The 11,583-nt window shown below is 37.7% G+C and carries 14 protein-coding genes; 10 read left to right on the top strand and 4 right to left on the bottom strand.

Translation table 11 applies throughout. From position 1 onward, the window contains the following. The first annotated feature begins 7 nt into the window (after positions 1-7). The 4 genes from nqrE (at position 8) to nqrM (ending at position 3,375) form a co-directional block, all read left to right on the top strand. Positions 8-616 carry an NADH:ubiquinone reductase (Na(+)-transporting) subunit E gene (gene nqrE / locus OM33_RS14375; RefSeq protein ID WP_038642719.1) on the top strand — a complete coding sequence of 203 codons (609 nt, stop codon included), beginning with the start codon at positions 8-10 and terminating at the stop codon, positions 614-616. Between the two features lie 20 nt (positions 617-636). Beyond that, positions 637-1,863 carry an NADH:ubiquinone reductase (Na(+)-transporting) subunit F gene (nqrF, locus tag OM33_RS14370; protein ID WP_038642717.1) on the top strand — a complete coding sequence of 409 codons (1,227 nt, stop codon included), beginning with the start codon at positions 637-639 and terminating at the stop codon, positions 1,861-1,863. Between the two features lie 94 nt (positions 1,864-1,957). Further along, a complete protein-coding gene (locus tag OM33_RS14365; protein WP_038642715.1) occupies positions 1,958-2,980 on the top strand; it encodes an FAD:protein FMN transferase in 1,023 nt (340 codons plus the stop codon). A gap of 182 nt (positions 2,981-3,162) precedes the next feature. Beyond that, complete coding sequence (nqrM, locus tag OM33_RS14360) at positions 3,163-3,375, top strand: (Na+)-NQR maturation NqrM (RefSeq protein WP_010561776.1); 213 nt, start codon at positions 3,163-3,165, stop codon at positions 3,373-3,375. 50 nt (positions 3,376-3,425) lie between these two features. Here nqrM and OM33_RS14355 read toward each other — a convergent pair whose 3' ends face one another. The 4 genes from OM33_RS14355 to OM33_RS14340 form a co-directional block, all read right to left on the bottom strand. Next, the gene (locus OM33_RS14355; protein ID WP_038642713.1) at positions 3,426-5,321 is read right to left on the bottom strand and encodes a M56 family metallopeptidase; all 1,896 of its coding nucleotides are present in this window, start codon (positions 5,319-5,321) and stop codon (positions 3,426-3,428) included. 9 nt (positions 5,322-5,330) lie between these two features. Continuing rightward, positions 5,331-5,714, bottom strand: a complete 384-nt coding sequence (locus OM33_RS14350; protein ID WP_038642712.1) for a BlaI/MecI/CopY family transcriptional regulator — start codon at positions 5,712-5,714, stop codon at positions 5,331-5,333. A 54-nt stretch (positions 5,715-5,768) separates the two neighbouring features. Then, entirely contained in the window at positions 5,769-6,521 is a 753-nt protein-coding gene (locus OM33_RS14345; protein ID WP_052141027.1) for a LytR/AlgR family response regulator transcription factor, read from the bottom strand. Positions 6,522-6,665: 144 nt separating this feature from the next. After that, on the bottom strand, positions 6,666-7,031 hold the full coding sequence (locus tag OM33_RS14340) for a DUF3192 domain-containing protein (protein ID WP_038642711.1): 366 nt from the start codon (positions 7,029-7,031) through the stop codon (positions 6,666-6,668). Positions 7,032-7,426: 395 nt separating this feature from the next. Between OM33_RS14340 and dinB the strand changes: the two genes are divergently transcribed. The 6 genes from dinB to OM33_RS14310 all read left to right on the top strand — a co-directional run bounded on the left by dinB (position 7,427) and on the right by OM33_RS14310 (position 11,536). Continuing rightward, positions 7,427-8,491: a DNA polymerase IV gene (gene dinB / locus OM33_RS14335; protein WP_081991094.1), complete on the top strand. Its 1,065-nt coding sequence runs from the start codon at positions 7,427-7,429 to the stop codon at positions 8,489-8,491. Positions 8,492-8,721: 230 nt separating this feature from the next. Beyond that, the gene (locus tag OM33_RS14330; RefSeq protein ID WP_038642707.1) at positions 8,722-9,087 is read left to right on the top strand and encodes a hypothetical protein; all 366 of its coding nucleotides are present in this window, start codon (positions 8,722-8,724) and stop codon (positions 9,085-9,087) included. 197 nt (positions 9,088-9,284) lie between these two features. Then, positions 9,285-10,322 carry a hypothetical protein gene (locus OM33_RS14325; protein ID WP_038642705.1) on the top strand — a complete coding sequence of 346 codons (1,038 nt, stop codon included), beginning with the start codon at positions 9,285-9,287 and terminating at the stop codon, positions 10,320-10,322. Then, complete coding sequence (locus OM33_RS14320; protein WP_038642703.1) at positions 10,319-10,636, top strand: hypothetical protein; 318 nt, start codon at positions 10,319-10,321, stop codon at positions 10,634-10,636. Before OM33_RS14325 ends, OM33_RS14320 begins: the two co-directional genes overlap by 4 nt. A gap of 14 nt (positions 10,637-10,650) precedes the next feature. After that, a complete protein-coding gene (locus tag OM33_RS14315) occupies positions 10,651-10,998 on the top strand; it encodes a hypothetical protein (protein WP_038642701.1) in 348 nt (115 codons plus the stop codon). A 157-nt stretch (positions 10,999-11,155) separates the two neighbouring features. Continuing rightward, on the top strand, positions 11,156-11,536 hold the full coding sequence (locus OM33_RS14310; protein ID WP_038642699.1) for a hypothetical protein: 381 nt from the start codon (positions 11,156-11,158) through the stop codon (positions 11,534-11,536). Positions 11,537-11,583: the final 47 nt, after the last annotated feature.

The following is an 11,583-nucleotide window of genomic DNA, read 5'->3' as shown; positions in this document are numbered from 1 at the left end:
GTAAGAGATGGAACATTATATTAATCTATTTATCAAAGCGGTTTTCATTGAAAACTTAGCGCTTTCTTTCTTCTTAGGTATGTGTACATTCCTAGCGGTATCAAAGAAAGTAACTACCTCTTTAGGTCTTGGTGTTGCAGTTATCTTTGTTTTAGGTGTTGCAGTACCGGTAAACAACTTGGTTTACCATAACTTACTTGCACCTGGTGCACTTGAGTGGTTAGGTTACCCTGAAGCTGATTTAAGCTTCCTTAAGTTCCTAACTTTCATTGGTGTTATCGCTGCACTAGTTCAAATTCTTGAAATGGCATTGGATAAGTTCTTCCCGCCGCTATACAACGCGCTGGGTATCTTCTTACCACTAATTACCGTTAACTGTGCGATTTTTGGTGCAGTAGCATTCATGGTTGAGCGTAACTATAACTTCACAGAATCAGTGGTATTTGGTATCGGTTCTGGTGTGGGTTGGGCGCTTGCGATTGTTGCACTAGCAGGTATTCGTGAGAAGATGAAGTATGCTGATATTCCTGACGGTCTTCGTGGTTTAGGTATTACCTTTATCAGCGTAGGTCTTATGGGTCTTGGCTTTATGTCATTCTCTGGTATTTCACTTTAAGGTAGCGAGGAAACTATACGATGGAAACTGTTGTATTAGGCGTAAGCATGTTCATCGCTATTGTTGTAGTGTTAGTTTTAGTGATTATTGCAGCTAAATCTAAGCTAGTACCAAGTGGCGATGTAACAATTGGAATTAATGGCGATCCTGAAAAAGCGATCGTTACTCAGCCTGGCGCGAAGTTATTAGGCGCACTAGCTGATGCGGGTATTTTCGTATCATCAGCATGTGGTGGCGGTGGCTCTTGTGGTCAGTGCCGCGTTGACGTTCATTCAGGTGGTGGCGACATTCTACCTACTGAGCTTGACCATATTACTAAAGGTGAAGCACGTGAAGGTTGTCGTTTAGCATGTCAGGTAGCTGTAAAAGGTGACATGGAAATTGAATTAGAAGAGTCAATTTTCGGTGTTAAAAAGTGGGAATGTACTGTTATCTCAAATGATAACAAAGCGACATTTATCAAAGAGCTTAAGCTTGCGATTCCTGATGGCGAATCTGTACCTTTCCGTGCAGGTGGTTACATTCAGATTGAAGCACCTGCTCACCATGTGAAATATGCAGACTTCGATATTCCTGAAGAGTATCGTGGTGACTGGGAGCACTTTGGCTTCTTTGGTCTTGAGTCAAAAGTTGATGAAGATACTATCCGTGCATATTCAATGGCTAACTACCCAGAAGAAGAAGGCATTATCATGCTTAACGTGCGTATTGCTACGCCGCCACCCCGTGATTTAAGCTTACCTTGCGGTAAGATGTCATCTTACATCTGGTCACTTAAAGAAGGTGACAAGGTGACCATTTCTGGTCCATTCGGTGAGTTCTTTGCAAAAGATACTGACGCTGAAATGGTATTCGTAGGTGGTGGTGCTGGTATGGCGCCAATGCGTTCGCACATTTTTGACCAACTTAAGCGTCTTAACTCTGATCGTAAGATGAGCTTCTGGTACGGTGCACGTTCTAAGCGTGAAATGTTCTACGTTGAAGATTTTGACGGCCTACAAGCTGAAAATGATAACTTCGTATGGCACTGTGCATTATCAGATCCACAACCAGAAGATAACTGGGAAGGTTACACAGGCTTTATCCATAACGTTCTTTATGAAAACTACTTACGTGATCATGAAGCACCGGAAGATTGTGAATACTACATGTGTGGTCCGCCAATGATGAACGCGGCTGTAATTAACATGCTGAAAGATTTGGGTGTTGAAGATGAAAACATCCTACTTGATGACTTCGGTGGTTAATTTAAACGTAAAAAGATAAACTTTTACGATACAATTCAGGCTCCTAAATCAGCTATAATGGTTTAGGAGCTTTTTTATGCAAGATTGAAAACTTATGAAACGATTCTTATATTCTGTTCTTTTCCTATTAATGGCTTTTTTGGTTGGTTGTGATCAAGCACCTAGCAAACCAAAAATGCAGGAAGTGTTGCTGCAAGGAAAGACAATGGGCACCACTTTTACAATTAAGGTGTTCGTGCCAGAGGAAAAAGTAACTGAACTTAGTTTGTTTAGTGATGTTACTGAGATTTTAAAAGACGTAAATCAATCAATGTCTACATACATTCCGGACTCTGAAATAAATCAGTTCAACCGTTTGCCTGCTGGTCAGAATTTTACTATCTCAGAAGATTTTCGCCGTGTTACTGCCGAGTCTATTCGTTTAGGGCAAAGCACAGGAACTCTGGATGTGACTATGGGGCCATTAATTGATTTATGGGGCTTTGGTCCAGATAACCGTCCTGAGACCATTCCTAGCGATGATTTGATCGCTGAAATTAAACAGTTAATTGGTGTTGATAAGTTATCTCTTACTAGCGAAGGTTTGATGAAAAAAGTTGATGGACTGGAAATTAGCTATTCAGCTACAGCCAAAGGGTTTGGCATTGATAAAGTTGCTGAATATTTGGATTCGCTCTCTCTTACCAACTATATGGTAGAAATTGGTGGTGAAATTCGCACATCTGGTCATAAACCAAATCATTCACCTTGGGTATTGGCAATTGAGCAACCAGATGCGGCTCCGGGTACACGCGAATTTCATAAGTTAATTAGGGTAAATGATATTGCTATGGCTACGTCAGGTGATTATCGTATATTTTATGATGTAGATGGTGTGCATTACTCTCACTTAATTCACCCTCAAACCGGTAAACCTGTTCGCCAAGATTTGGTTTCGGTTACTGTGCTTCATAGTTCAGCCATGACAGCTGACGGCCTAGCAACAGCTTTAACAGTTATGGGCACTAAACAGGCGATGCAATACGCCGAGCAGCATAATCTGGCAGTTTATTTAATCAGTAAATCACCAGAAGGGTTGGTAACACAATCAAGCACTGCATTTGAGCCTTATCTCTAATGCCACTTTATATTTAGCTGGGTAAAAAGTGTAGCTTATTACCCAGCTGATTGGTTTTTGTAAATCTACATTTAAAACTGCATTTCGTTCATCACCTGTTTTGGCTCAAGTATTAATCAAGTCGATGTTACATTCTTAACGTTTAAGACGTATAATTAGCAAAGTTTTTTAAGGGGCCCACTATGTCTATTTTTTTCCTTACATTTGGATTATTAGTTATTATCGCACTTGCAATGGCGGTTGGTGTTATTGTGCAAAAGAAATCAATGGCGAGTAGCTGTGGTGGTTTAGGTGCGATGGGAATTGATAAGGTCTGTGACTGCGATGACCCATGTGAAGCGCGTAAGCAGCGATTAGCGAAAGAGCGTCGTTGGAATAAAGATCGCATAATCTAAATGCTCACTTAAAAAAGGCCATCAGTTGATGGCCTTTTTAATTAACTAATTTATCTTATTCTACGTGCAATTCGGCTGCCTGTAACAGGTCTTAAGTATTGGCTTGGGTAGTCAAAGCTAAAAACTTTTCGCTTTTGGGTTTCAACTTTCGTTGTGCCGTTCAAAGCAGGTTCAAAACGCCACTTATTTAGTGCACGTGTGATATTGCGTTTAAAGCTTTTTCCAACACCAGATTGAAACTCAATATTTTTAACCTTACCTTCTGTACTCACTGTAAATGTAACAGCAATATCTTCCTGTCCTCGCAGGCTTGAATAAACACGCGGGTATGATGGCATAACAGATTCGATTAACTTCGCATCGACAAATTTTGGCTGTTCAACAGCTGGTTGAATAGCTTCAATAATGTCAGTTGTTTGCGCTGCTTGAACTGTTTCAGATTTCGTTATACTTGACGTATCTGTTTCTAATACTGCAGGTTGTTCAAACGTTCTAGTGGTAATAGGTGTTTGTTGTTTATTACTAGTTAAAAGCGCTTTTGATGGAACAGTTTTATTTTCTGTTGAGGGATCAGAAGCTTCGTCTGAATCACCTTTAGTTGCGTTGGTATTAATAGCTAAATCAGGAGTTGTCTCAATTTTTTGTGCATCGAGGGTCATCGATATGTCAGAAGTAGGTTTCGTTTGATAAACAACTTCTTTTTGCTGCGCTAAAGCAGGTTTTTTAGTCTGTTTAATCGCAGAAGCATCAGCTACAGCTGTGACATCATTTTCAAAAGTTTGAGCTGTTAAACCCTCTTCAGTAGCAGGTTCAGAGACAATAACAGTATCTTTTTTAACATCTATATTTACAGGCTGTGTTTTTTGAGTCTGAGTAAGCTTAGCGTCGAGCACCATAACTTGCTGATTTTCTGAACGGGGCGTAATTACAGGTTCAGCTTGTGTCATTGCTATTACTTTTGATGCAGTAAAAATACTAGGAATAACAAGTACGGCAGCTAAAGCTGCAAGCCATTGATTACCATATCGTGGTGCACAACTGTGCTGCCCAACAGCACGATGAATACGTGATTTCAAATCACCTCCTGTAGCTGCCATTGCCAACTCAGGGATGTTTTGTCTAAGTACTTCAGCTTCTGTGAGTGCGCGCGCATAGTGCAAATGGTTTCCACAGTGGCTAAGCGCAATATCATCACAACAATATTCACGCTCGATACGCGTTTGTTTCGAAATCCACTTAACTGCAGGATGGAAAAACAGCACTAATTCGACAAATGTTTGTATTAAATTCACTAAATAATCATAACGTTTAATGTGAGCTAGCTCGTGTGCCATTAACATTTCAAGCTGCGCGATTGTAAGGCCACTTACTAAGTTTGCTGGTAAAAGCACTACTGGTTTTACCCACCCAATGGCCATAGGGACTTGCGCTGATAATGAAATAATGAGTCGGGTTCGTTTTGCGACAGCAAGTTGTTGTTTTAAACACTCGAATATATCTTCAAGCTTATTTGATGGTTCAATGATATTAGTAGTTGTTAGCCTATGAACTTGCACCATTTGCCAGCCAAGTCTCATACTGAGGAGAGCCACACCACACATCCAAACAACGGCTATCAATGGCGTAAAATCTGAAAAGTATAATTGACCAATATCATTATGTAGAGATGTAACAGAGTCACTGCTCGAAGATATATAGTTAGATGTAACCGCAGCAGCGTGTTCTGGCTGAGAGATAATTAAAAAAGTTATTGTTGGGGCAATGACACAAAGTGTTAAACATAACAGTGATACTAAATATCGAAGTTCACTGTGTTTGTTGCTCGTGAGTTTTTTTACGCAAAGTAAAATAATTGCAATGGCAAAGCCTTGCCACAAAAAGTGTAATAGTGTTAGAGAGATAGAATGCAGAAGGTCACTTTCTAATAATGAGGGCAATATATCCATAGTGTTTGCTTACTTATTATTTTTTTCGAGAGAGTCTAAAAGGGTGCGTATTTCATTGATTTCTTTTGAGCTTGCTTCATCGCCAAGGGCGCGCATTACAAGGTCAAAACGCGAACCACCAAATGCTTTATTAACAATATCTGATAATAAAGAAGATTGCGTTTGTTCTACTGAATTTGCAGCAGAATAAACATGGGCTCGGGTTGACTCGTCACGAGTAACTAGCCCTTTCTCATGCATAATTTGCAGCATTTTCAGTACAGTGGTGTAGCCAATCTTTTGTGTTTCACTAATGTGGTCATGTAATTTTCGCACAGTAGCGGGCTGAATTCGCCAAAGTACATTAAGTATGTTTAACTCAGCACTGGTTGGTACGCGTTTATTTTTATTCATAATTACGTCACTTTTCGTAGATTATTCTTTACTCTAAGTGATTGAGTTAATTTGTCAACAAATTAACCCATGCATATTTTGTTTATAACGACGTGAGAGGTTGAGGCTTGCACCATCTTTCAATGTCACTATGTAATCGCCATTGTCAGTTGGGCGGATTTCTCGGATCGCTTGTTTTTTAATTATTGCCGAACGATGAATGCGAACAAATCCAAATGGCAGTAGTTGTTGTTCCATTGATGACAATGTTTGACGATGTAAAATGGTACGTTCGTTTTCATTTAAATGGAGTTCAACATAATTTCCTGCACCACCAACCCAACTTATTTCATCAGGCGTTAAAAATTTAATTCTCCCTGCGTCCTTTAAAATAATTTGTTGCTCTTCAGGTTGTCTTGGTGCGAGTTTTTGCATTAAGGAACTAACAAGGTCAATCTGCTTTTTCTCTGGAGTTAATATTTGGGCGAGTTTATCAAGAGTTTTACAAAGTCGAGAATTTGCCATCGGCTCGAGAATGAAATCAAATAAATCAAATTCAAACGCTTTTGCTGCATCGATGCGATTATTTGAAATAAGTATTATCTCGGTTGAGCTAGCCAGAGACTGCAATGTGAGCCAATCTTTTTCCTGAATTAGTTCGTTTTGTATAAAGAGCACTTTTGCACTGGTCTCTTTACAGGCTTTTATTAACTTCGTAAAACAAGATTCAACATTAGCCAAAGAAAAAAGCGAGTTATCGATTTGCTTTGATATTTCGTCTTTAAATGTTGGGTCGCTATGACCAATTACAAGATTAAATCTATCCATTTTATCCACCTAATTACGATGCCTTTCGTATTTAATATTACGAAAGTTGTCGTAATAGTCAATGAATAATTGTAAATGCTTATTGATGAATGGATTTTTATATTTTACAAGAGTGGGGCAAATGTCTTTGCCCCGTTGATTTGGTTAGTGTTTAAGTTGGTTTAAAGCATTCTCGCCCCAACCAGTTAACAGGTTATTCTTGAATACAAGCGGGGTACATTCATCTTTTGTGGTTTTACCGTCTGAATGAATAGAGTTTGTCGCATAATAAAGTACACGAAACTCAGTATCACCCTGTTTTACTAATTCAGAAAAACTTGGCGTACCTAATTTATTAATCACCATTTGGTACTCTTTGCCGAGTTCCATATTTGCAATTACTTTGCGATTTTTTTCGTGTGTTCTTTCCCAGCTAGAAGTGTGGCTGCTTTTGCCTTCACCGCCAACGGCAACAACACAGCCAGTTAATAATGGAAGAGATAGTGCAGATGCTAAAACTAAGTATTTCATAAATGTCCTTGAAAATAATTCGAGTATTATAATTTTTCTTTATGTAGCAGAAAGGGTGCCAATAATGAATTTTTATAAATATCATGTGCTTATATTTTAGTTGGGTCGTTTTAATAGTGAAAAAAACTAAAAAATAGTAACTTTGACTAAAAATAAAAACTTGCTGGTTCTTATTTAAATGGGTCATAATAAAACTGTATAAATAAACAGTGTTTCTATTTTGAAAAAATTTATTCATATCGATATGGATTGTTAATGTCAACATAAAACATAAAAAATGTTCGTTAAAATTTTTAAGTTCATTGTTTTTGCTGGGTTTATGGGTTTTGGTTTAGCGTACAAAAATGCACGTACATTAATTTCGTATTACTCAATATTTCTATTTCAGGCTCTATATGCAGAGAAAGATCGCGCACATTGATATGGATGCATACTATGTCTCGATTGAAGTCAGAGACAATCCATCATTAGCTAATAAGCCAGTCGCTGTTGGAGGCAAATCTGATCGCAGAGGGGTTCTTTCTACCTGCAATTATATCGCAAGACAGTATGGTGTCAGTTCGGCAATGCCAACAGGGTTAGCTCTCAAAAAGTGCCCTGATCTTGTTGTCGTTCCCGGAAGAATGGAAGTGTATAAAGAAACCAGCCAAATCATTCATGGCATTTTTGAAAAGTACACAGATAAAATTGAGCCTTTATCACTCGACGAAGCTTATTTAGATTTATCCGAATCCGCACTACATCAAGGCTCTGCAACCTTGATTGCTCAGGAAATTAGGGAGGAGATTCTAAAAGCTACAGGTTTAACTGCATCAGCAGGGATTGCACCGCTCAAATTCGTCGCTAAAGTAGCTTCAGACCTAAACAAGCCAAACGGCCAATGCACAATAGCACCAGATCAGATTTGGGAGTTTTTGGAGACATTACCGTTAAAAAAGATCCCCGGTGTGGGCAAAGTAACTTTTGAAAAGCTTAAGGCACTTGGATTTGAAACTTGCGGTGATATAAGGCGTTCTGATGAAGGATTCTTAGCAAGTAAGTTTGGGAAATATGGTCACGTATTGTGGAATCGTAGTCACGGAATAGATGATAGAGAAGTGCAAGTAACGCGTATAAGGAAGTCTGTTGGGGTTGAAAGAACTTTTGAGTTTGATATTAGTGAGCAGAGTGAACTTGAAACCATAATAATTGATAAATTACTACCTGAATTAAAGCGTCGTTCATCAAAGTACCTTGAGACTCGTGCTATGAATAAGCTTGGCGTAAAGGTTAAATTTAACGACTTTCAACAAACAACAAAAGATCAGAAAGCTAATGAGATTAGCTTAGATTTGTTGAAGGTACTGTTATCAGAAGCAATTATTAGGGGGCAGGGAAAGCCTGTTAGATTGCTTGGAATTCATATCGGGCTACAAGAACCTGAAGAAAATAGCGTGCAGCTCGGTTTAGGGTTTGAGTAGCACTTCTCCTTATCATTAATAAATATTCAATAAATATTATCTATTTAAAAAGTATTTTAAAATTATTATAGCTATCTTAAAATATGCTAATTGGCTACTCAGAGAAGCCTGTTCCCACCATAGCGAACGAAATGGATATACTCTGGCTTTTAAAAATGTAAACACACTCAAATAAAAAGCAAAACAACGCAGGTGCTGTGGGCCTAGTGTTGTACTGTTTTGGTGTATTTATGTCTTTAGAAACGGAAGAACTGCTTAGTAATATAAAAAGGCAGTCTAAGCGACTGTCAAAAATTTTATCTTGTCCGCTTGGGCAAGCCCAAGAAAATCTAGCTATTTGTATCTACCAATGTACTAGCTATAGTGACTTTTTAAATAAGGTCCAGTCTGGTTCTTTCGAAAACCCCTTATTAGCCTTGACAGCATTGTCGCCCCAATCAGAATTATTTTTATCAAAATTATTAGCCAACAACCTAGATAGAATACTTGGAAATTTTTCAAAAAAATTTCCCGGTTTAGATATCAACGAGGAAATGGTGGTTTCCCTGTTTGGGCTTGGCTTTGAAGAGTTCAACGCCAAGATTTCAAATCAATAATTGTACAAATACGTAACTTGTTTTTTTATTTTTGGCCGATATCATTTAGATAAAGGCTGCGCGGACAGCCTACGCCTACGCATATTCTCAATATGAACAGTGAAGCGGAGCATCCGTAAAAATTAGTGATTCAAATAGTCAAATAAGCAATGTGTTTGTAGGCCATTGTTCGTTTGCAGTATTGTTTGGAGAACTAAATGATTTCACTCTATCAGCTAAAAAATAAACTAAATAAACAAGCTAAAGATTTCTCATTACTTCTAGATATACCAGATTTATATGCCCAAGGACTTTGGAGCAGAGGTGTTTATAGCTGTATTCACTTTACACAAGCACATGAGCGTTTGCATGAGGCTTTTGATAGCCACAATCTTAATTCAATCCTAGAACATGACTCATTTAAATATTTGATGATCAATGAATATGATGATCGGGAAATCATAGAGTCATTGCATAAAAGAATCACTTCAATGGCATCTGAAATTGAAAGTTTGATGCTTGTTGATATTGATACATTAGAACTGATTTCAACGATATACAAAGTTTTAGGTTTGCCCGAAGATGCTCAATTTATAGTTAACACTGGTGCTGACTTTAGATTAGAGTGGCGACCATATTTTGATGCCTTTGATGACCAGTTAATAGTTCAATATGCTGATTTGAAGTTGCATGGTTGCTACTACAGGTTAATCGCTTCAAAATTTCCATTTGAACAACTCTCGATTGAGAATGTTAAAAAGTATATGTACATCAATCATGTGAATCATGAAGGGGAATTTGAGGGCTGTATATCCGAAGGGAATAGTTTCTCTAAACATGAAGATTGGTTAATGTTGACATTTGAACTCTTCACTAGTGGCAAAGTTAGTAAAATTCCATTTAATCCAATAACGTTCAAAATTGAGGGAATGCGCTATCTAATTTATGGCTTCCCACTTGTTCCTTCACTCGTATCTGATTGGCACAAGCCGGAGCTATGCCTAAATGTTAAGAACGTAGATGGCGATCAAAAATTCATAGTTCGTATTGATCAACAAACCCTTGTTTTCTATGCACGCCGTGTTGATACCAATTTTTTTAATACGATTGACTATGAAGAATACATTTCATTGTATCAATCTACCGTTCTGTCTCACTTTGATGTTGACAACAGTTTACTAAAGGTCGATGGGGTTAAGTATCTAAGTTTCTTTCGTCCTTTTTGTGCAGAAGATATGAAAGGAGCATATGTATGAGACCTAGAATTAAACTAACGAAAGCCACACTTATCTCAATTCAATCTAATACAGAGGAAACAGTTGAACAGGTGCTTTACGCTACCTTTGCTGAGGATAATGAAAGCGGTAAAAAAGGTGAGGCTTTGTTCACTACAAAAATTATGGAAGTCAATGGTCTCGAATATAGAACCTTTGGCGCGGATTTTTATACTTTAGATGGTGAACCAAAAGAGTTCGATGTAAGTGTATTTGAGTTCAATTTAATGCATGAGTGTATGTACTCTCCTGAGGAATTTTTAGAATTTCGGGAAATTCTCCCATCTGGCTATTAATTGGGAGTTAACAAATGGATAAAACCTATTTGAAAGATGCCTGCATAGTATCTGCCTACGACTATAAAGAATTTGAAAAACAATTTCTCGGCGAGTTTTTATCAGTAGTTGTTATTGACGATGAAACATTCAGGTTTAGGCCATTTGAGCAAATCGTGACTTCAAAGATTGTTAGTAAATCTGATGTCGAGGATAAATTAGAAATCATCACACATAATGGGAGTTATTATGTGATTGATGCTGACCATAAGTTAATTGATATTTCGTTTGTTAAACTGGTTGTTATGAGAGCAGGAGCTTATTCAGCAGATCGAGTTTTAGAAATGAGGGAGCAACTTAAGTCTCGAAATAAAAGTCTTTGAATAACGAAGATAAGAAGACTGACGAGATTATTATGTGTCACTTATACCGTTGAAAAATTTGACGATAATCAAATATTCATAAATGTTTACATGACATCAATTTACTTATTCGAACATTTGTATTAACATAGTGGGTGTATATTTTTATGAGAATTTTATGTCTAAAGCATTTTCAAAAGTCTTAGTAATAACGCTTATGCTGGTTGCCTTTGTAGGGCAAGCATTTGCGTATTCTGCTATGTCTTGCGAAATGTCATCAGGTTCTCACGAATCACACATGAACATGGATCATTCTAAAATGAGTCATCATGAAGGAATGAATCATGGTGATATGAATAAAAGCAGTAATGGTCAATCAGAAGATTGTTGTGATGTTGAATGTGTTTGTCCTGCAAATGCTTGTTCATCTACTACAGTACTAAGTTCCAGTGTTGACTCGACAGATATTCAAATATTGAGTGAATCTATAGCTGCTCAGCAATCTAATCAACCTCATTCAATTTCCACTTCCCTATATCGTCCACCAATTTTTGCCTAATACAGGATTAGTGCGTCCAAATTTCGCGCACATGTAATTAATTTTTC

The sequence above is a fragment of the Pseudoalteromonas piratica genome (assembly GCF_000788395.1).
Taxonomy (GTDB): Bacteria; Pseudomonadota; Gammaproteobacteria; order Enterobacterales; family Alteromonadaceae; genus Pseudoalteromonas; species Pseudoalteromonas piratica.
Note: the sequence above shows the minus strand (reverse complement) of the source record. Positions and strands in the feature narration are given on the sequence as shown.

Coding starts and splice junctions, on each gene's coding strand:
- nqrM (WP_010561776.1), top strand. CDS start 3,163: ATGTCTATTTTTTTCCTTACATTTGGATTATTAGTTATTATCGCACTT.
- OM33_RS14355 (WP_038642713.1), bottom strand. CDS start 5,321: ATGGATATATTGCCCTCATTATTAGAAAGTGACCTTCTGCATTCTATC.
- OM33_RS14345 (WP_052141027.1), bottom strand. CDS start 6,521: ATGGATAGATTTAATCTTGTAATTGGTCATAGCGACCCAACATTTAAA.
- nqrF (WP_038642717.1), top strand. CDS start 637: ATGGAAACTGTTGTATTAGGCGTAAGCATGTTCATCGCTATTGTTGTA.
- nqrE (WP_038642719.1), top strand. CDS start 8: ATGGAACATTATATTAATCTATTTATCAAAGCGGTTTTCATTGAAAAC.
- OM33_RS14310 (WP_038642699.1), top strand. CDS start 11,156: ATGTCTAAAGCATTTTCAAAAGTCTTAGTAATAACGCTTATGCTGGTT.
- OM33_RS14350 (WP_038642712.1), bottom strand. CDS start 5,714: ATGAATAAAAATAAACGCGTACCAACCAGTGCTGAGTTAAACATACTT.
- OM33_RS14325 (WP_038642705.1), top strand. CDS start 9,285: ATGATTTCACTCTATCAGCTAAAAAATAAACTAAATAAACAAGCTAAA.
- OM33_RS14315 (WP_038642701.1), top strand. CDS start 10,651: ATGGATAAAACCTATTTGAAAGATGCCTGCATAGTATCTGCCTACGAC.
- OM33_RS14365 (WP_038642715.1), top strand. CDS start 1,958: ATGAAACGATTCTTATATTCTGTTCTTTTCCTATTAATGGCTTTTTTG.
- dinB (WP_081991094.1), top strand. CDS start 7,427: ATGCAGAGAAAGATCGCGCACATTGATATGGATGCATACTATGTCTCG.
- OM33_RS14330 (WP_038642707.1), top strand. CDS start 8,722: ATGTCTTTAGAAACGGAAGAACTGCTTAGTAATATAAAAAGGCAGTCT.
- OM33_RS14340 (WP_038642711.1), bottom strand. CDS start 7,031: ATGAAATACTTAGTTTTAGCATCTGCACTATCTCTTCCATTATTAACT.
- OM33_RS14320 (WP_038642703.1), top strand. CDS start 10,319: ATGAGACCTAGAATTAAACTAACGAAAGCCACACTTATCTCAATTCAA.